Annotated in this window: 11 protein-coding genes and 1 pseudogene; 11 read left to right on the forward strand and 1 reads right to left on the reverse strand. The window is 63.0% G+C overall.

The annotated features are described in order from the left end of the window. Positions 1-86 precede the first annotated feature (86 nt). The 11 genes from K8W16_RS00460 to metG all read left to right on the forward strand — a co-directional run bounded on the left by K8W16_RS00460 (position 87) and on the right by metG (position 19,016). A complete protein-coding gene (locus K8W16_RS00460) occupies positions 87-2,201 on the forward strand; it encodes a glutamine synthetase III (RefSeq protein ID WP_304120202.1) in 2,115 nt (704 codons plus the stop codon). 181 nt (positions 2,202-2,382) lie between these two features. Continuing rightward, positions 2,383-3,489, forward strand: a complete 1,107-nt coding sequence (locus K8W16_RS00465; protein ID WP_304120204.1) for a glutamate synthase — start codon at positions 2,383-2,385, stop codon at positions 3,487-3,489. Continuing rightward, positions 3,477-5,114 carry a glutamate synthase-related protein gene (locus tag K8W16_RS00470; RefSeq protein ID WP_304120206.1) on the forward strand — a complete coding sequence of 546 codons (1,638 nt, stop codon included), beginning with the start codon at positions 3,477-3,479 and terminating at the stop codon, positions 5,112-5,114. Before K8W16_RS00465 ends, K8W16_RS00470 begins: the two co-directional genes overlap by 13 nt. A gap of 57 nt (positions 5,115-5,171) precedes the next feature. Then, on the forward strand, positions 5,172-7,496 hold the full coding sequence (locus K8W16_RS00475; RefSeq protein WP_304120207.1) for an FAD-dependent oxidoreductase: 2,325 nt from the start codon (positions 5,172-5,174) through the stop codon (positions 7,494-7,496). Between the two features lie 45 nt (positions 7,497-7,541). Next, the gene (locus K8W16_RS00480; protein ID WP_304120209.1) at positions 7,542-8,768 is read left to right on the forward strand and encodes an LL-diaminopimelate aminotransferase; all 1,227 of its coding nucleotides are present in this window, start codon (positions 7,542-7,544) and stop codon (positions 8,766-8,768) included. Between the two features lie 103 nt (positions 8,769-8,871). Continuing rightward, a complete protein-coding gene (locus tag K8W16_RS00485) occupies positions 8,872-10,458 on the forward strand; it encodes a sigma-54-dependent Fis family transcriptional regulator (protein ID WP_304120211.1) in 1,587 nt (528 codons plus the stop codon). A 164-nt stretch (positions 10,459-10,622) separates the two neighbouring features. Beyond that, the gene (locus K8W16_RS00490; protein WP_304120213.1) at positions 10,623-11,024 is read left to right on the forward strand and encodes a DnaJ family domain-containing protein; all 402 of its coding nucleotides are present in this window, start codon (positions 10,623-10,625) and stop codon (positions 11,022-11,024) included. Between the two features lie 45 nt (positions 11,025-11,069). Continuing rightward, positions 11,070-13,994, forward strand: coding sequence for an excinuclease ABC subunit UvrA (gene uvrA, locus K8W16_RS00495; protein ID WP_304120216.1), 2,925 nt, complete (start codon positions 11,070-11,072; stop codon positions 13,992-13,994). Beyond that, entirely contained in the window at positions 13,991-15,472 is a 1,482-nt protein-coding gene (locus tag K8W16_RS00500) for a DUF4139 domain-containing protein (protein ID WP_304120217.1), read from the forward strand. Before uvrA ends, K8W16_RS00500 begins: the two co-directional genes overlap by 4 nt. A gap of 373 nt (positions 15,473-15,845) precedes the next feature. After that, entirely contained in the window at positions 15,846-17,045 is a 1,200-nt protein-coding gene (locus K8W16_RS00505) for a regulatory iron-sulfur-containing complex subunit RicT (RefSeq protein ID WP_304120219.1), read from the forward strand. Between the two features lie 12 nt (positions 17,046-17,057). Then, complete coding sequence (metG, locus tag K8W16_RS00510; RefSeq protein ID WP_304120221.1) at positions 17,058-19,016, forward strand: methionine--tRNA ligase; 1,959 nt, start codon at positions 17,058-17,060, stop codon at positions 19,014-19,016. 942 nt (positions 19,017-19,958) lie between these two features. Here the strand turns inward: metG and K8W16_RS00515 are convergent. Next, positions 19,959-20,205, reverse strand: a pseudogene (locus tag K8W16_RS00515) (transposase); the annotation flags it as partial. Positions 20,206-20,506 lie beyond the last annotated feature (301 nt).

The raw sequence follows: 20,506 nt of genomic DNA on the forward strand, positions 1-20,506 counted from the left end.
AATCGCATCAGTACTTCTTCTGGCACGCTTCTTGCTTTTCCAGAGGCAGAAACAGCAACGGAGCCTTCCCAAAGGAGTTAATCCCTATGTCAAACCCTGCATCGACAAGGCATGACGACGAATATTTCGGCTGCGACGTGTTCACCCTCGACGCCATGCGTCAGCATCTTCCCCACGAGGTCTATGTAAACCTGGAGCAGACGGCGCTGAACGGCACCCGCCTCGACCCCGCCATTGCCGGGACCGTGGCCAACGCCATGAAGGACTGGGCCGTTTCCCGGGGCGCCACACATTACACCCACTGGTTCCACCCGCTCACCGGCCTCACTGCGGAAAAGCACGACGCCTTCCTCCAGTGCGTGGACGGCAGGATGATAAGCTCCTTCTCGGGCAAGACGCTGCTTTCCGGCGAGCCGGACGCCTCAAGCTTCCCCTCCGGTGGGCTTCGCTCCACCTTTGAGGCCAGAGGCTACACCGCCTGGGACCCCACCTCCCCGGTCTTTCTCATCGGCCATACCCTGCACATCCCCACCATGTTCTATTCCTACACCGGGGAAGCGCTGGACAGAAAAGTGCCGCTTCTGCGCTCCGTATCCGCCGTATCGCGGCAGGCTTTGCGCATCCTGCGCCTCTTCGGCAACGACAGGGCCCGCTATGTGACGGCGCAGGCCGGGCCGGAGCAGGAATACTTTCTCGTGGACAAGGCCCTTGCAGCGAAAAGGCCCGACCTTCTCATGACGGGCCGCACCCTCTACGGCGCCACCACGCCCAAGGGGCAGGAAATGGAAGACCATTATTTCGGCGCCATTCCCGCCCGCGTCATGGCCTTCATGGAGGATCTGGAGCACACCCTGTTCCGCCTCGGCATACCGGCGCAGACGCGCCACAACGAAGTGGCCCCGGCGCAGTTCGAGCTCGCGCCCATGTATGAGCAGGTAAACATCGCCACCGACCACAACATGCTGATCATGAACCTCATGCGCCACATCGCACCCCGCCACGGCTTCATGTGCCTTCTGCACGAAAAGCCCTTTGAAGGCGTGAACGGCTCGGGCAAGCACAACAACTGGTCTCTTGCCGACTCCGAAGGCAACAACCTGCTCAGGCCCGGCGACACACCGCAGGACAACGCGCAGTTCCTGGTCTTCCTCGCCGCAGTGCTGCGCGCCGTGCACAGGCACGCGGCAATCCTGCGTCTCGGCACCATCGGCGCGGGCAATGATCACCGCCTCGGAGCCAACGAGGCCCCGCCCGCCATCATCTCCGTGTACCTCGGCGACCAGCTCGCGGAAGTGGTGGATTCCTTCACGGGCAACGGCTCCTGCGAAAGGAAGGCAAGGCCCACGCTCAACATCGGCGTGGACGTGCTGCCGCCCCTGCCCCGCGACTATTCCGACCGCAACCGCACAAGCCCCTTCGCCTTCACGGGCAACAAGTTTGAATTCCGCGCCGTGGGCTCCTCGCAGTCCATCGCGCCCGCCAACATCGCCATAAATGCGGCCGTGGCATGCGCGCTGGAAGATATCGCCGACCGCCTGGAAGCGGAAACTGCCTCCGGCAAGGAGCTGAACCTTGCCGTTCAGGAGCTTCTCGGCGACCTTTTCACCGAACACGCGCCCATCGTATTCAACGGCAACGGCTACACCGAAGAGTGGACGGAGGAAGCCGCGCACCGCGGACTGCCCAACTATGCCAATACCGTGGAAGCCCTGGAGCACTACAGCGACCCCGACGTGCTCGGGGCCTTCTCCCGCCAGGGCATCCTGTCCGAACGCGAATGTCTCTCCCGCCAGGAAATCCTGCTGGAAAACTACGCCAAGACCATAGGCATCGAAGCCGCCACCGCGAGCCGCATGGGCCGCACCCTCATCGTGCCCGCGGCCATGAAGGCCCAGAGCGCGGCCGCCGACATGGTGAACAGCACCCGCGCCGCCATGGACCGAGTACCCGAGGCCGAAGCCGACTACCTGGAACTTCTCGCCTCCCTGACCGGAAAACTCATGCTGGCCCTGCGAGCGCTGGATGAAAAGCGCATGGCCCTTGCCGGAACCGAAGGCGCAGATGCCTGCGCACGCTTCGCCCGCGATAAGGTGCTTCCGGCCATGAACGAATGTCGCGCTCTGGCCGACAGGCTGGAATCCGTCATGTCCTCCTCAGACTACCCCATGCCCGGTTACGCCGACCTCATGTGGACGCACTGAGCATGCCCGGCCGGGAAAAAACCGGCCGGAACCGGAAACTTCCCGGGCGGGCCGCATGGCCCGCCCTTCCGGCGGACATGCCGGTACAAATATGCATCGCAGGCCTTTCCTGTCCCGGGAACCTGCACGAAAAGATAACAGACGCTCCGCGAAGCGCGGAACATATTGCAAGGAACACATCATGTGCAGAATAGGGTCAATTAAAAGCATCACGCCCGTGGGGCCGCGCACGGCGCTTGAACTCATGCTTCCCCAGCAGGAAGGGCACGACAATTCCGGCTACGCCATGGTCATGCAGGACATGGCCGGGGCCTTCGGGGAATGGAAGGACAAGCCCCTTCTCTCCGCCGCATGCACGCGCGAAGGCATGCGCGCCGTGGACGACTACATGGCCGAACATCACTTCTCCCTGCTCTTCAGCTGGACGCCCAAATACGACGCGAAGCCGGGCCTGAACATACGGCCCATGGAGCGCTATCTCTTCCGCGTGTACGACTACCCGCCCCATTACCGTTACAGCAGCGACAAAGAAAAGGCCGACCTTCTGCTCGACACGCGCCTTGCCCTGCGCGCCATGTTGGAGAAAAAAAACGAAGGCTTCGTCTACTCCTTCTGGCCGGACGTGCTCACCCTCAAGGAAATCGGCGACCCGCGCGACATTGCCGCCTACTTCCGCCTCTGGGATGATTCCTGCCCCCTGCTTGCAAAGAACATCGTCACCCAGTGCCGGCAGAACACCAATTACGACATAGTGCGCTACGCCGCCCACCCCTTCTTCCTCCAGGGATACACCGTATGCGTCAACGGCGAGAACACCTTCTACACCAAGAACAAGGAATTCCAGAGGGCCCTGCACCGGGGCTACACCGGCTTTGAATCCGATTCCCAGTGCCTGCTCTACAGCCTGCACTATGTACTGCACGAACTCAAATGGCCTCTGGAATACTTCAAGCACGTCATCACGCCCCTGCCCTTCGCGGAAATCGACAAAAGAGATGATGCCGACGTTCTGTGCATCATCCGCGAGACTCTGGCGCACCTCGAAATCAACGGGCCGAACGCCGTGATCGGCATGCTGCCCGACAGCCGCATGATCTGCTGCTGCGACTCCAAGAAGCTCCGCCCCGTGGTGGTGGGCAGGACAAAGGGTATGGTCGCCGTATCTTCCGAAGTCTGCGGCCTCAACGCCGTCATGCCGGAGCGCGACAGCTCCCGCGACCTCTACCCCGGCGAAAGGGAAACCATCATCATCGACAACGACCTCAGGATAAGCACATGCAGGCAGTAAACGCTCTCGACACCTATCCGGGCGACCTTCGCTGGATCATCCGGCACGATCCTTCCCGCTGCACCATGTGCGGCAGCTGCGTGGCCCAGTGCGCGCAGAACGCCATAGAGGCGGCCATGCTGCGCTGCGACGTCACCGTATCCGAAAAGCCCTGGCCTGAGCCGGAAAAAAGGCATCTCGCACGGCCAGTGATCCGCCAGAAGACGGACCTCGCCCACCTGTGCGTGGGATGCGGCTTCTGCGCCAGGGTATGCCCCAACGGGGCCATTTACCCCGAGCGCAACGCGGACCAGCGCTTCCCCGTCATAGGCCGGGCCAACGGCCCCATCCGCCGCGGCGGGCGCACCAACCTGAACACGCAGCGCACCCTCGACGCCATTGTGGTGGGCCGCATCAGCCAGATGACCGACCCGGCCCTCGACTCGGAGCGCCACACCTTCGACATGCGCGCGCCCCTGGGTCGCGTGCTGCCCTCCCGCGACCTTGCCGCAGAACTTCAGGTGCGGGACGGCAGACTCGTGAAGACCGGCCACACCCCGCCGGTGAACTGGATCTATCCGCTCATCTTCAGCGACATGTCCATAGGCGCGCTCTCCACCCGCGCCTGGGAGGCCGTGGCCATGGCCGCCGCCTACCTCAACGAGGAATGTTCCCTTCCCGTGCGCATGAGCTCGGGCGAAGGCGGCATGCCCGTGAAGCTCATGGAATCGGACAAGCTCAGGTATTTCATCATCCAGATTGCCTCCGGGCATTTCGGCTGGGACCGCATCGTCAAGGCCCTGCCCCGCATGAAGGTCGACCCTGCGGGCGTGCTCATCAAGATAGGCCAGGGCGCGAAGCCCGGCGACGGCGGCCTTCTGCCCGCTTCCAAGGTAGCCCCGCACATACAGGCCATACGCGGCGTGCCGAAGTCCACCCTGCACTCCCCGCCGAACCATCAGGGCCTCTACTCCATCGAGGAGTCGGTGCAGAAGATGCACCTTTCCCTCAACGCGGCCTTCGGCTTCCGCGTGCCCGTGGCTATCAAGTGTGCGGCTTCGGCCACGTCGGTTTCCGTGTACAACAATCTCCTGCGCGACCCCTACCGCATCTGCGGCGGTTTCTTCATCGACGGCATACAGGGCGGCACCGGCGCGGCCAACGAGGTCTCCCTCGACCACACCGGCCACCCCGTCGTGTCCAAGCTGCGCGACTGCTACCTCGCCGCCGTAGGCCAGGGCCTTCAGGGCCAGATACCCCTGTGGGCGGGCGGCGGCGTGGGCCTCACCGGCAACGCCGCGGCCGACGCCTTCAAGATGATATGCCTCGGCGCCAACGGCGTGTTCGTCGGCAAGCTCCTCATCCAGCTTTTAGGCTGCGTAGGCAACGAGAACGGCCGCTGCAACAACTGTTCCACGGGCCTGTGCCCCAACGGCATCTGTTCGCAGGACCCGCGCCTTACGGCGCGGCTCGACGTGGACAGAGGGGCGCAGGCCATTGTGGACTATGTCCTCGCCTTCGACAGCGAACTGCGCAAGCTCATGGCCCCCATAGGCAACAGCTCCCTGCCCGTGGGCCGCTCCGACGCCCTCGTCGCCACCGACCGCGCCGTCGCCGACAAGCTCGGCATCGCCTACGCCTGCTGACCCCAGGAAAGCTCCGAGGCACACCCCGCCGGAACCTCATCCCGTAAAGGCAACGCCATGTTTTTCATAGATACCCTCACCCAGCACGAACGCATGTCCACGCAGAGCCTCCTGCTCGCCATATCCGAAGCCGTGGCCCGGGGCGAAACGGAGTTCAACATCCACGCCTCCGGCCAGCACGACATAGGCGGCCCCTTGTGGAACGCCGAAGGCCGTACCCTGCACTTTCATGTGACCAACCCCGGCCAGAGGGTGGGCTGCATGGGCCTCGACCACACCGATATCGTGGTGGAAGGCCCGGCCCCGGCCGACGCGGGCTGGCTCAACTCCGGCGCGCGCATCACCATCAAAGGCGACGCGGGCGACACTGCCGGCCACTGTGCGGCCTCGGGCATCATCTACATAGGCGGCCGCGCGGGCACGCGCACAGGCTCGCTCATGAAGCACGACCCGCTCTACCCCGAGCCCGAACTGTGGATTCTCCAAAACACCGGCTCCTTCCCCTGTGAATTCATGGGCGGCGGCAAAATGGTGGTCTGCGGGCTCGACGCGCCGGAAGGCTGCTCCGTGCTCGGCGAGCGGGCATGCGTGGGCATGGTGGGCGGCACGGTCTACTTCCGGGGCAATCCCGGCTCCTTCGCCGAAGACGACGTGGCCGAGCATGCGCTCGACAGCGCCGATATCGCCTTCCTTCAGGAAGGTATGGCGGCTTTCCTCCGGGCCGTGGGCAGAAGCGATGCGCAAGAGCGCCTCACGCGCTGGGACGAGTGGCGCAAGCTTGAGCCCCGAAAGAGTGGCGAACACGCCTCCCACAGGCCCTCCATGGCCGAATACCGCCGGGAACGCTGGGTGAAGGGCGGTATCTTCAGCGACGTGGTGAGCGACGATTTCCGTGTGAACGGCCTTGTGGCGCGCGGCGATTTCCGCCTGCGCGTGCCCTCCTGGGACAATGCAGCCGCGGCCGCCCCCTGCGAACACGCCTGCCCGGCGCACATCCCCACTCAGAAGCGCTACAACCTTCTGCGCGAAGGCCGCACCGAAGAGGCGCTCCGCCTTGTGCTCGACTATTCCCCCTTCCCCGGCTCGGTGTGCGGCCATGTGTGCCCGAACCCCTGCATGGAAGCCTGCACACGCGGATGCCGCATCGACTCGCCCGTGCAGATAGGACCCCTCGGCCTTGAATCCGCCTCCCTCACCGTGGAAAAGCCTGCCGTGCGCACCGGAAAGAACGTGGCCGTCGTGGGCTCCGGCGTGGCCGGCCTTTCCGCCGCGTGGCAGCTCGCCCGGCGGGGTCATGAAGTCACGGTGTACGAAGCTGACTCCGTGGTGGGCGGCAAGATAGAACAAGTCATTCCCAGGGAGCGCCTCGATCACGCCGTACTTCAGGCGGAAATCGCCCGCATCGGAAGCATGGGCGTTTCATTCGTGACGTCCTGCCCGGTGGACAGGGAAAAGTTCGACGCCCTGCGCAGGGAAAACGACGCCGTCATTGTGGCCGTGGGCGGTACGAAGGCCAGAATGTTCAACTGGCCCGGCAGCGAACGCATCATAGGCGGCATTGACTACCTGAAGGCCGTGAACCGCGGCGAACACCCCGCCACGGGCAGAAACGTCATCGTCATAGGCTGCGGCAACGCGGGCATGGACGTGGCGGCCGGAGCCTATGCCGAAGGCGCAGAACATGTAACGTGCGTAGACGTGCAGAAGCCCGCTGCCTTTGAAAAGGAAATCGCCCACATCGAATCCCTGGGCGGCGAACTCGTGTGGCCCTTCATGACCAGCCGCATCACGGAAGAAGGCATCCTCGACGATACGGGCCGCCTCATCCCCGGCGATATGGTCATCATCACCATCGGCGACGAGCCGGAAATCGACTTTCTGCCCGAGGGCGTGCGCACCTTCCGCAAAAGCTGGGTGGTGCCGGACGAGGACATGAGCATACTGCCCGGCGTGTTCGCCGCGGGCGACGTGGTGAAGCCCGGCCTTCTAGTTTCGGCTATCGGCTCCGGGGCGCGGGCGGCCGAGGCTGCCCACGCCTTCATGACGGGCGGGAACCTGCGTCCGGCCGACGGCCGCCCCGCGGCCTCTTCCCGCCTCAGCCTCGAATACTTTTCCCGCGTGCACAAGGAAGAGCTGCCCGCTCCGGCCGACGACTACTATCGCTGCATAAGCTGCGGCTCCTGCCGCGACTGCGCCATGTGCTTGAATTCCTGCCCAGAGAAGGCTATTTCCCGCGTGGAGATAAGCGGGCGCTTCGCCTATGTGTCGGACCCCGCGCGCTGCATAGGCTGCGGTATCTGCGCGGGCGTATGCCCCTGCGGCGTGTGGAACATGAAGGACAATGAAGCCATGCCCTTCCCGGCAGGGCGCAGCGTCGCCTGACACAACTTTTTCCTCCGGCACGGCCGGAGAATCTCTGGAGCTACCATGGCAAGCATCAACAACGCCTACGCGGGCCTTTCCGGCAATTATCTGTTCAGCGAAGTGGCGCGCAGGGTTTCGGCATACCGGCAAAAGCACCCGGAAACAGAAGTCATAAGCCTCGGCATAGGCGACGTTTCCCAGCCCATGATCCCGGCCGTCATCCGCGCCCTGCACAAGGCCGTGGACGAAATGGCCTGTGCCGAAACTTTCCGGGGCTACGGCCCGGAACAGGGTTACGGCTTCCTGCGCGAGGCCATACTCAACCATGACTTCCTGCCCCGCGGCGTGAACATAAGAGCTGAGGAAATCTTCATCAGCGACGGCGCGAAAAGCGATATCGGCAATTTTCAGGAGCTCTTCGGCGAGGATGCCGTCATCGCCCTCACCGACCCTGTCTACCCCGTGTATGAGGATTCCAACGCCATGGCGGGCCGCGCGGGCACAAGAGAAAACGGGCGCTGGAACCGTATCGTCTACCTGCCCTGCACCGCGGCCAACGCCTTTCAGCCGGACCTGCCCTCCGTGCGGCCGGACGTCATCTACCTGTGCAGCCCCAACAACCCCACAGGCACCGTGCTCGACCGCTCCTCCCTCACCGCCTGGGTAAACTACGCAAGGGAAAAGGAAAGCGTCATACTCTTCGACGCGGCCTACGAAGCTTTCATCCAGGACGACTCCCTGCCCCGCAGCATCTACGAAATCCCCGGGGCGGACGAGGTGGCCGTGGAGTTCCGCAGTCTCTCCAAGACGGCAGGCTTCACCGGCCTGCGCTGCGGCTATGCCGTGGTACCCGAAAAGCTCACCGCCCGCACGAAGGACGGACGGCTTCTTTCCCTGCACGACATGTGGCTGCGCCGCCAGTGCACCAAATACAACGGCTGTCCCTACATCGTGCAGCGCGCGGCAGAGGCCGTGTTCCAGCCCGAGGCCGGGGAAGAGCTCGCCGCGGCCCTTGCCGTGTACCGCGACAACGCACGCATCATGCTCGACGCCTTCCGCCGCATGGGCCTTTCCGCCTTCGGCGGCGTGCACTCCCCCTATGTCTGGCTTCAGACACCGAAGGCCATGCCTTCCTGGGACTTCTTCGACCTCCTGCTGGAAAGGGCCGCCGTGGTCTGCACCCCGGGCGCTGGCTTCGGCGTAAGCGGCGAAGGCTACGCGCGCTTCACGGCCTTCAACTCCCCGGAAAATACGAAAAAGGCCCTCGAAAGACTGGAAAAGGCGCTGTAGCCCCCCGAAGGCCCGCCCGCGCAAGACCGGGGGAGACTCCGGCCGCGGGCCTTTCCAGAAACTTCCACCCGGCGGGCGCTGCGCCGCCCCATGAACCGCTTCCATGTCCGAACACGACCTCTCCTCCCCTTCGCCCGCCCCCTACCTCGACAGCCTGCTCCCTATCGTAGACAGCCTCGGACCGGGCCTGCCTTTCCGCGAAGCCCTTTCCCGCGCGCTTTCGGCCATATCCTGCGACCTGCCCTTCACACGGGTGCACATCGTAGTACAGCACCCGGAAAACGGCAGCCTGCACCTTTCCATGGCCGAAGGGCAGGCCTGCGTGCCGCATCTCACCTACGCGCCGGGCAGGGGCGTTACCGGGCAGGTCTTTGCTTCAGGCAGGCCCGTCATCGTGGAGCGCATGGAAGGCCACCCCGATTTTCAAAACAGGCTTTTCGAACGCAGCGAGGAGGAGCTCCGCACCCTGGCCTTCCTCTGCGTGCCCGTAATCTTGCGGGAACGTCCGGCCGGGGGCGGGGAGGAGATGCGCATCACCGTGGGTACCCTGAGCGCGGACACACCCCGTGCCGACGCCGCCACCCTCGCCCTGCGCTGCCGTTTCCTTGAGGTGGCGGCCTCGCTGGTGGGGCATCAGGTGGCCTGCCTTCAGGAAGATATGCTGCGGGAGCGCGGCCATTACACGAGGCAGGATCATACGCCCCTGCCCTCTGTGCTTCAAGATATGCCAGCCATTGTGGTACATTCGCGCAGCATGAACCATGTGCTGCACCATGTGGCGCAGGTGGCCCCGGGCACGACTACCGTGCTTCTCAGGGGGGAATCCGGCTCCGGCAAGGAACTCCTGGCCTCGGCTATCCATCTGTGCAGCAAAAGGGCGGACAAGCCCTTCATCAGGGTCAACTGCGCAGCCCTGCCCGCCGACCTTGTGGAAGGCGAGCTTTTCGGCTGGCAGAAAGGGGCCTTCACCGGAGCGCAGCAGGCAAGGCGGGGCGTGTTCGAGCAGGCATCCTCCGGCACGCTCTTTCTCGACGAAATAGGCGACCTTTCCCTGCCCGCGCAGGCCAAGGTCCTGCGCGCCGTACAGGAAGGGGAAATTGTGCGCCTCGGAAGCGAAAAGCCCGTAAAGGTGGACGTGCGCCTCATCTGCGCCACGCATCAGCCCCTGGAAGAACTGGTGAAACAGGGCCTTTTCCGCGAAGACCTCTATTACCGCATCAACGTCTTTCCCCTTTTCCTGCCGCCCCTGCGCGAAAGAGCCGACGATATCCTGCCTCTTGCCGAGCATTTCCTGCACCTTTTCGCCCGCAGGCACGGCCGGGGGGCGAGGAGGCTTTCCCCGCAGGCGGAGGATGCGCTCCTTGCCTGGACGTGGCCGGGCAACGTGCGCGAACTGCAAAACGCCATGGAACGCGCGGTGCTCCTGTGCGAAGGCGATACCGTGCGCCCCTGCCACCTTCCGCCGGAACTGCGCTCTCCGGAAGCCCGCTCCTGTGTGAAGGGAAACGGCAGGGCCCTCGGCTTTCACGAGGAAGTGGGGCTTCTGGAAAAAACAAGGCTGGAAGAGGCCCTCGCCCGCTCCGGCGGCAACATCCATCAGGCCGCGCGCAACATCGATATCACCTACCGTATTTTCTACTATAAGATGAAAAAATACGGCATCGACTACCGGCGCTTTCTCTCGCGCTGATCTTTCCCCCCATCCTCCTGCCGCGGCGCAGGCGCTCCCCCGGCGTCTGCGCCGCATCCTTGCCGCTTCGGGGAAGCCCCTTTTCCGACCTCCCGGGCGGGCTCCGCGCTCATTGAAAAAGCTTTCTCCCGGGGGTATAGGAAAGGCATCGCAAGGGAGGGGCCATGGCGGAAGATTTCCTGCATTTTCTGGCGAACCGGGCCGAGAGGCGTATTCAGGAAGCTCAGAAGGAAGGAGCGTTCGACAACCTTCCCGGCGAGGGCAGGGCCCTTGACCTGGAAGACGACTCCGCCGTGCCCGCCGAACTGCGCATGGCCTACAAGGTACTCAAAAACGCGGGCTATCTGCCGCCGGAGCTGGCCGACCGCAAGGAAATAAACACCCTTCTCGATCTTCTCGAACACTGTGAGGACGGCGCGGAAAAACTGCGCCAGATGCAGAAGCTCGACGTCATACTCATGCGCGTGCAGAACCGCCGTGCCCGCTCCGTTGCCATAACTGAGAATGATCCTTATTATGAAAAAGTGGTACGCCGCGTCACGTTACTGAAGAACGGCCGGCGCTGAGCCTTTTTCCGGCGACGTTTCGCCGCGCAAGTTGCAAGGAACAACATGAATTTCCCCGAAAAACATGCGGGGCCCTGCATCCGTATCGAGGGCGCCCGTCAACATAATCTTAAAAATGTGGACGTGGATATCCCGCGCGATGAGCTCGTGGTAGTGTGCGGGCCTTCCGGCTCCGGCAAGTCCACCCTGGCCTTCGATATCGTCTATGCCGAAGGCCAGCGCCGCTATGTGGAATCGCTCTCCACCTACGCGCGCATGTTCCTGCCCAAGATGGACAAGCCCCTCGTGGACAAGATAGAGGGCCTCTCCCCCGCCATATCCCTGGAACAGCAGACCACGGCGCACAATCCCCGCTCCACCGTGGGCACGGTGACGGAAGTATACGACTTCCTGCGCGTGTTCTTCGCCCGCCTCGGCAAGGTATACTGCCCGCACTGCGGCGCGCCCATCGAGGCCCGGGCCTCGGATGAAATCATCGCCGATATCATGGGCATGCCCGAAGGGGAGCGCATCATGCTCATGGCGCCTCTCGTGGAGCTGCAGAAGGGTACCCATGCCGACCGCTTCAAGAAGCTGAAGGCCGAGGGCTTCGTGCGTGTGCGCGTGGCCACGCTGGGCGAAGAGGCGCAGATATACAATCTCGACGACGTTCCCGCCCTCGACAAGAACAAAAAGCACAGCATCGACCTTGTGGTGGACCGTCTCGTCATCAAGGACGATATGCGTACCCGCCTTGCCGACTCCGTGGAACTCGCCCTGCGCTACGGCAAGGGCCGCGTCATCGTCAGCGTACCGGGCAAGGCCGATATCGTACATTCCACGGAATCGGTGTGCCCCGCCTGCCATGTGAGCGCTCCCGTGCCCTCTCCGCAGCTTTTCTCCTTCAACAGCCCGCAGGGCGCGTGCCCCCAGTGCCTCGGCATAGGCACGGTGGTGGCCTTCGACGAATCCCTCATTGCGCCCGACGAAACGCTCCCGCTCAAGAAAGGGGCCCTCGCGCCCTTCTCCAGCCCCTATTTCATGGCCAAGATAGGCAAGGCTCTGGAAGCTCTCGGCGAGCGGCAGGGCTTCACCATGGACACGCCCCTCAAAGACTTTTCCGACAAGGCCAGAAAGGCGCTCTTCAACGGCGAAGCGGGGGGCATCACCCGCACGGGAAGCCTGCGCCGCAACTTCATGGGCGGCACGAGCCTGAACCACGACGAGAGCGGGGAGGCCCTTTCCACCTCACACTGGCCGGGCGTCATGTACCTTCTTGAGCAGCGCATGAAGAGGGGCGATGCCTGGAGCGACATACTGAGCCGCTACAGCTACGAGGTGGAATGTCCCACCTGCCACGGCACAAGGCTCAGGAAAGAAGCGCTTTCCGTGCGCGTGAACGGCCTCAACATCGAACAGTTCTGCAACCTTTCCATAGAGCGCGCCCTTTCCTGGGTTCAGGGACTCTCCTTCACGGGACGCCATGCCCTCATTGCCGAGCCTCTCATCAAGGAGCTTACCTTCCGCCTGGGCTTCATGGTCAACGTGGGTCTTGAATACCTCACCCTCGGCCGCTCCATGGCCACGCTCTCCGGCGGCGAGGCCCAGCGCATACGCCTTGCCTCGCAGCTCGGTTCAGGCCTCGTGGGCGTGACCTATGTGCTGGACGAGCCTTCCATCGGACTGCACCCGCGCGACAACGAAAGGCTCATCCGCACCCTGCGCAGCCTGCAGAAGCGCGGCAACACCGTGCTCGTGGTGGAGCACGACGAAGCCACCATCTGCGAGGCGGACACCGTGCTGGAAATGGGCCCGGGCTCCGGCTCCCAGGGCGGGGAACTCGTCTTTGCGGGCACGGTGAAGGAGCTTGTCAAAAACTCCGATTCCCTCACCGCGCGCTACCTTCGCGGCGATCTTTCCATCCCCGTGCCGGAAAAACGCCGGAAGTCCGACAAATTCCTCACGCTACGCGGCGTCAGCACCAACAACCTCAAGGACATCGACTGCGCCATACCCTTAGGGGTACTCACCTGCGTCACCGGCGTATCCGGCTCGGGCAAGAGCTCCCTCGTCATCGACACGCTCTACCGCCGCGTAGCGCGGCACTGCGGCCTGCGCACCGAGCAACCCGGGCCCATGAAGGGCGTAGAGGGCCTTGAACAGATAGAGCGCATCGTTTCCATCGACCAGACGCCCATCGGCCGCACCCCCCGCTCCAACCCCGCCACCTACACCAAGGTCTTCGACGACATACGCAAGATCTTCGCCATGACGCCGGACGCGAGAAAGCGCGGCTACACCGCAAGCCGCTTCAGCTTCAACGTCACGGGCGGCAGGTGCGAAACCTGCAAGGGCGACGGGCAGATACGCGTGGAAATGCACTTTCTGCCCGATATCTTCGTCACCTGCGACGTGTGCAAGGGCCGCCGCTTCAACCGCGAGACTCTGGAAGTGCGCTACAAGGACCTGAACATCTCCGAAGTGCTCGACCTCACCGTGCACGAAGCTCGGGACTTCTTCTCCAGCTACCCGGCGCTGGAACGAAGGCTCGGTGTGCTGGAGGATGTGGGGCTCGGCTACATACGCCTCGGCCAGGCGGCCACCACCCTGTCCGGCGGAGAGGCCCAGCGCATCAAGATATCGCGCGAGCTCGGCAAGAAATCCCTGCCGCGCACGCTCTACATCCTCGACGAACCCACCACGGGCCTGCACATGCATGAGGTGGGCAAGCTCATCGGCGTGCTGCACCGCCTGGTGGAGCGCGGGGCCACGGTGGTAGTCATCGAACACAATACCGACGTCATACTCTCTTCCGACCATATCCTGGACCTCGGGCCGGGCGGCGGCGAAAACGGCGGCACAATCATCGCTTCCGGCACGCCCGAGGAAATCATGGAAAACCCCGCTTCCATCACCGGCGTCTTCCTCGCGGAGGAGCGCAGCAAGCGCCGGGAATTTTTAAACCGCATTCTCAAGGAGAACGACGCATGAAACACGCCCTTCCCCTTCTCGCTCTGCTCGCCCTTACCCTGCCCGCGGCTGCTCAGGCAAGGCCCGTTTCCGCCACCCTCTATCCCGAGGGAGCCATGGTGACGGAAGAGGAAACTTTCCGCCCCGAAGGGGGCCGCGTCCTCCTCGCCCTGCCCTCGGGCGCGGACGCGGGGAGCCTTTCCTTCAGCCTTGCCTCCGGCAGGGTGCTGGAATCGCGCCTTGTGGAGAAGAATGTACCCTCTCCCGCCATGAAGGCGCTGCAGAATGAGCTGGAAAAAGTACGGGCCGAGCTCTCCCGCGTGGACGCCGAACGCGAAAGCGTATCCTTTGAGCGCCTTTTCTGGGCCGATCCGCCCCTGAACCTTGAGGCCAAGGACAGGAAAGCGCTGGATCGGCAGGCAAAGGAAACGCAATCCCGCCTCGCCGCCCTTGCGGAAAGGGACGCAAATCTGGAAGCGCGCCGGAGGGAGCTGGAACAAAGCGCCCGGGCGCTGGAAAAACGCATGGAGGCTCTCGGCAGAGGGCATGAATCAGTGCAGGAATGCGCGCTCTTTCTGGAAGGGACTGAAGGCGGCGTCTCCGTGCGCTGGACCTATTTTCTTCCCGGCGCTTCCTGGCAGCCGCGTTACCGCGTGGCGGCCGACGAAAAGGCGGGAAAGGTACGCGTGGCCATGGACGCCGTGCTGCGGCAGTCGAGCGGCACGGACTGGAAGGGGGTGGATATCGCCCTTTCCTCCAGCGAAGATTTCCGCAGCGTGAACCCGCCTTCCCTGCCGGACTGGATCATCGGGGAAGAGCGGCCCGTCATGCGCTCCATGAACCTCATGGCTTCCAAGAGCATGGCCGCGGAAGGCGCGGTGCAGGGAGAGCGCCGAGGTGCGGGCATGCTGTGGAAGCTGGGAGCGGTGGATATTCCCGCCGAAGGGAGCGTTACGCGGCCCGTGGCCTCCCACGAGCTTTCCGCCTCCTTCGTGCGCCTCGTCCGCCCCGCACAGGATACGCGTGCGTGGATAGCCGCCGCACTCACCGACGAAAACATGCCGCTCCTGCCTTCCGGAGAGGCCGTCTTCTCCGTAGACGGCGTGGAAAGCGCGCGCGGCCCCCTCCGCCTCGGCCCGGGCAGCAAGGACCTCTTCTTCGGCGTGGACCAGCTTGTGACTGCCAAACGGCAGGAGCTGCCCGCCAAGGCCGGCGACGAAGAAAAAAAAGGGCAGAGAACTCGCCAGTGGCGACAGAGTATGGACATAGCGAACGGGCACGGCAGGCAGATCGCCGTGCGCGTGGAAGTCGCCGCCCCCATCACGCGCGATCCCTCCATGAGCGTGGCCGTCGCAAGCTCTCCCAAAGCTGCGTTTGAGGAAGAGAGCGGCCGCCATGTCTGGCGGCTGGACATTCCCGCCGGACAAAGCGAACGCATAATCCATGAAGTGACGGTAACGGAACCGGAAAAGACGGCCGAGGCTAAAACCGGGGCCTAGCAGAGCCTTCCCCATCTTCCCGCCGCATTGAAGGATGCGCCGGATTCCCTTTTCCGCCCCTTGCGCGGAAGCCCCGGCGGCCGCACCCCGCTCTTTCCCGACGGGGTGCGGCACGGCGGACGACCTTGGGCATTGACAAGAGTTTTGCGGGGGGGATATCGTCCAGAAGTTATGCTTCGCGGGCAAAGTCCGCCCTTTTCATTGCCATGTTCCCGGGAGAATTTTCCTTCCGAAAGGTGCGGCATACGCCCGCGGCAGGCTCGGGACTATCCCTTCTCCACCCGCCTGCGGGCAGGGGACGACAGGTACGGGGCAGCCGGCCGGCGGACGACGCGGGCCGCGGATAAAAACATATTTAACTTTCCTCATACTTATGAAACAGACGATAGGCATACGTTTCAGCCGCTACGGGCAGGTGCTCGCCTGCCTGTACGACGCCGGGGGCGATTCCCCCCTCGCCGTGGGCGAAAGCGCCATGGTCATGACGGAACGCGGCCTGAACTGCGGCCGGGTGGTCTGGCAGAGGCCCTGGCAGGAAGAACTGGAACAGGCGCTCAAGGCTGCCAACGCCGCCGTGCAGAACATGAACGGCAACGCGGAGCCGGAAGAGAACGGAGAGGACACCGCGCAGACGCCCATGCCCTCGGCCCGCCGCGCAAGCGAGGAGGAACAGCGCGCCGCACAGGACAACGCCCTTCTTTCCCGGGAAGCCTATCTGTTCTGCCGCCGCTGCATTGCGGAACGCAGGCTCGACATGAAGCTTGTGGATGTGGAAATCCTCTTCGACCGCAGCAAGATGGTCTTTTTCTTCACCGCCCCCACACGCATCGACTTCCGCGACCTGGTGAAGGACCTGGTGCGGCAATACCGTACCCGCATCGAACTCAGGCAGATAGGCGTGCGTCACGAAACGCAGATGCTCGGGGCCCTCGGCAACTGCGGCATGGTATGCTGCTGCCGCCGCTACCTGCACAAGTTCGCGCCCGTGACCATCAAAATGGCCAAGGAGCAGAATCTCTTTCTCAACCCGGCGAAAATTTCCGGTATCTGCGGCCGCCTTTTATGCTGCCTGAGCTATGAACAGGAAAATTACGACGCCTTCCACCGAAGCTGCCCGAGGCTCGGCAAGCGCTACCAGACCACGCAAGGCCCCATGCGCGTACTGCGCGGCAACATGTTCCGCAACTCCGTGGTGGTGCTGCCCGACGGCGGGCAGGAAGTGGAAATGAGCCTTGAGGACTGGCAGGCCCTGAAGCCCAGCCGCAGCGAAGGCCCGGCCTCCCCGTCCGGCAAGGAGCAGAAAGCCCAGCCTTCCGGCGGCATGATGGTCTTTTCCACCGCGCCGGATACCCTGGACGACGACCTTGCCGACCTGGAAATCGGGGAAGCCCCCGCCCCGGCTGCGCCGCATGAGCCGAGCATGATGAATTCCGAAGAAGCGGCGCATCGCCGAAAACGCCCCCACCACCATCAGGAAAACCACGAAAGAAAAGGCCGCCCCAGGCCCGCGCGCGAACAGAAGGAGCAGCCCGCTCCCGAAGTTGCCCGGGAACAGGATGCCGACGCCAGGTAAACAGGAGTCCCCGTGAAAAGCTACTACATCACCACGCCCATTTACTATGTCAACGCGCGCCCGCACCTCGGGCACGCCTATTCCACCATTGTGGCCGACACGCTCAAGCGATTCCACCGCATGCTCGGGGAAAACGCCCGCATGCAGACCGGCACCGACGAGCACGGGGACAAGATCGTAAAGGCGGCCACCGCCGCGGGCGTTTCGCCCCAGGCCTTTGTGGATGATATCGCGGGTGTGTTCCGCGACCTGTGGCCCCGGCTCGGCATTGAGAACGACGGCTTCATCCGCACCACCGACCCGGCCCACAAGAAGGCCGTGCAGGTGCTTCTGCAGCGCCTGTACGACAAGGGCGACATTTATTTCGGCGAATACGGCGGCCACTACTGCTACGGCTGCGAACGCTTCTACACGGAAAAGGAGCTGGAAAACGGCCTCTGCCCCCAGCACCAGACCAAGCCGGAATACATCAGCGAGAAGAACTACTTCTTCAAAATGTCCAAGTATCAGGACGCCCTCAGGCAGCACATCCTCGACAACCCCGACTTCATCCGTCCCGAGCGCTACCGCAACGAAGTCCTCGCCATGCTGGAAGGCGGCGTGCTGGAAGACCTCTGCATCTCCCGCCCCAAGTCCCGCCTCACCTGGGGCATTGAACTGCCCTTCGATAAGGACTATGTGAGCTATGTGTGGTTCGACGCCCTCGCCAACTACATTACGGCCCTCGGCTGGCCGGAAAACGAGAACGACGAATCCGGCGCCTACAAAACCTTCTGGCCCGGCGAACATCTGGTGGCCAAGGATATCCTGAAGCCCCACGGCATCTTCTGGCCCACCATGCTCATGGCCGCGGGCCTTCCGCTCTACAGGCACCTCAACGTGCACGGCTACTGGCTGGTGAAGGACACCAAAATGTCCAAATCCCTGGGCAATGTGGTAGATCCGCTCAAGGCCGCCGAGCACTTCGGGCTGGACGCCTTCCGCTATTTCCTTCTGCGCGAGATGAACTTCGGTTCCGACGCCTCCTATTCCCCGGAAGCTATCATCACCCGCGTCAACGCCGACCTCGCCAACGACCTCGGCAACCTGTTCAGCCGCGTGCTTTCCATGAACGCCAAATACTTCGGCGGGAAAATCCCGGCCCTCGGCGAACAGCTTGAAGCCGACGATATCCTCTCCGAAGCCACGGACAACGGCGCGGCCAACTTCGTGCAGCTCTTCGGCGAGCTGCGCTTCTCCCAGGCGCTCGACGCGCTCTGGACGCCTATCCGCGCCATGAACAAGTATGTGGACGAACAGGCCCCCTGGGCGCTGGCGAAGAAAGGCGAAACGGAGCGCCTCGGCACTGTCATCCGCACGCTTCTGGAAAACATGTACAAAGTGGCCTATCTGCTCTGGCCCGTCATGCCCGGCGCTTCCGCCGCCATGCAGGCCCAGCTCGGCCGCCCGCAGCCTCCCCTTTCCGAAGACGCGCTGAACGACGTTTTGCGCTACCGCATGCACCTGCGCACCGGCATGGAAATAGCCTCCGCCTCCAACCTCTTCCCCCGCCTGGAAATGGAAAAGGAGGAAGCCCCGGCCAAGCCCAAAAAGGAAAAGAAGGCCGCTCCCAAAGAGGCTCCCAAGGAGGAAGCCGCCCCTGAAGCCAAGGCCCCCATTGAATTTGCCGACTTCCAGAAGCTCGACCTTCGCGTGGGCCATATCCTTTCGGCAAAGCAGCATCCCAACGCGGACAAACTGCTCTGCTTCGAGGTGGATCTCGGCGAGGAAAAACCCCGGCAGATAGTTTCCGGCATCGCCGCCCACTTCAAGCCGGAAGAACTGGCAGGCAGAAAGGTCGTGGTGGTGGCCAACCTCCCGCCCCGCAAGCTGCGCGGCGTGGAATCCCAGGGTATGATCCTCACCGCAGAATTCGGCGATTCCCTCGCTCTGCTCTCGGCCGACGCCCCGGCCGGCTCTTCCATCGCCTGAACCTGACCATACAACGCCATGAACAAGTGCCGCTTCCGAAAAAGGAGGCGGCGCTTTTTTTCACTCCCCGGCGCTCCGGGGCCGAACGCTTCCGTGCAACGGGAAATCCTGATCCTAAGGAGGGGACCATACGCGGCAAAGGCGGAAGACGGCGTGATCCCTGCCGCGGATTCCGGGCAAGATCCCCGTGCCGGGGAAGCTCATTGACCATGCCCGGGGAAACGCTGCTTCCCCTTTTTACCTCTTCTCCTCCGCCGCGGCGTCATGCCCGGCAGGAATGTCCCTCTTCTCACGGGACAAACGGACAAAACTTACGGAAAACGTCGTACCGCGCCGGAAGAAGGCGTCGTCAAAAAACAGCTGTGGAAATATTGCAGCGAGCAGCTTCAGGGCTTCTTTTCCAAAAACTTCCTTGCAGAAGGCTCTCTACCCTCCTCTACCCCGATGTTGCAACGTCCGGCATGGGGCCGTGGAAACAAGACCGGAAAGCCCCTTGCCCGCAGAGCTGCGCCACACCGCATCGGACAAAAGGCATCTGAAAGCCTTCCCTGACCATATCCGCCGCATAAAAGACACGGACATGAGGATGTCCGCCCGAGGCGCCTCTGTGTCGCAGAGACCGCCCGTCCCTGACGCAGGGCAGGAACCTCATGCTCCTCTCGGAAAAAAACTTGCCGAAAAAGAAGAGGGAAACGTGCGTCGCTTCGCCCGTACGGGTATCGAGAAGGCGGCAGGGTATGGGAAAGCCGTTCCTGTGCCACAGAAAGAGCGGTACACGGACTCGACCTCCCTCGCCCCTCAACGCAATGCGCGGGGAGAGGCCCTTCCGGCAAAAGGGGCCCCACCGGCATAGCCGGTGGTTCCTCTTGTGCGCCTGTAAGGCTCTCTTACCAGCCGCGCCCTAACAGGCGCATGTACGGTCTGACCTCTGCATTTCTGTGACCGGCGGCCCGTAAACGGGCTTCCGGCGTACGGAAGACTCAGCTGCTCACCAAGTTTATCCTCGGCCAGTTTGTTGCCTCATGTACTCAGATATCTTTGCCTTATTCTTACCTACCGTATCCACATAGTAGCCACGGCACCAGAATTCTCGATTGCGATATCTGAATTTCAGCTCACCAAACTGCTCGTATATCATCTGGCTGCTTTTCCCTTTCAAGTATCCGACAAATGCCGATACACTTATCTTTCGTATGCGCTAAATTCTTTGTGTCACCCATCGTGACCTCCTTTTGATTTGCTCAGGGCACACTTGCCAGACCGCACCTCTTTCTTAGCTAATCAAAAGGAGTATTTATAACTTACGCATAGCTATAAGTTTTCGGGGCCCCCCAGCCTAGCTGGGGGTTTTCTTTTAACCAAAGGGGCCCCACCGGCATAGCCGGTGGTTCCTCTTATGCGCCTGTAAGGCTTTCTTACCAGCCGCGCCCTAGCAGGCGCATGTACGGTCTGACATCTGCATTTCTGTTACCGGCGGCCCGTAAACGGGC

Origin of the sequence: Mailhella massiliensis, from assembly GCF_020741395.1 — a bacterium.
Lineage (GTDB): Bacteria > Desulfobacterota > Desulfovibrionia > Desulfovibrionales > Desulfovibrionaceae > Mailhella > Mailhella massiliensis_A.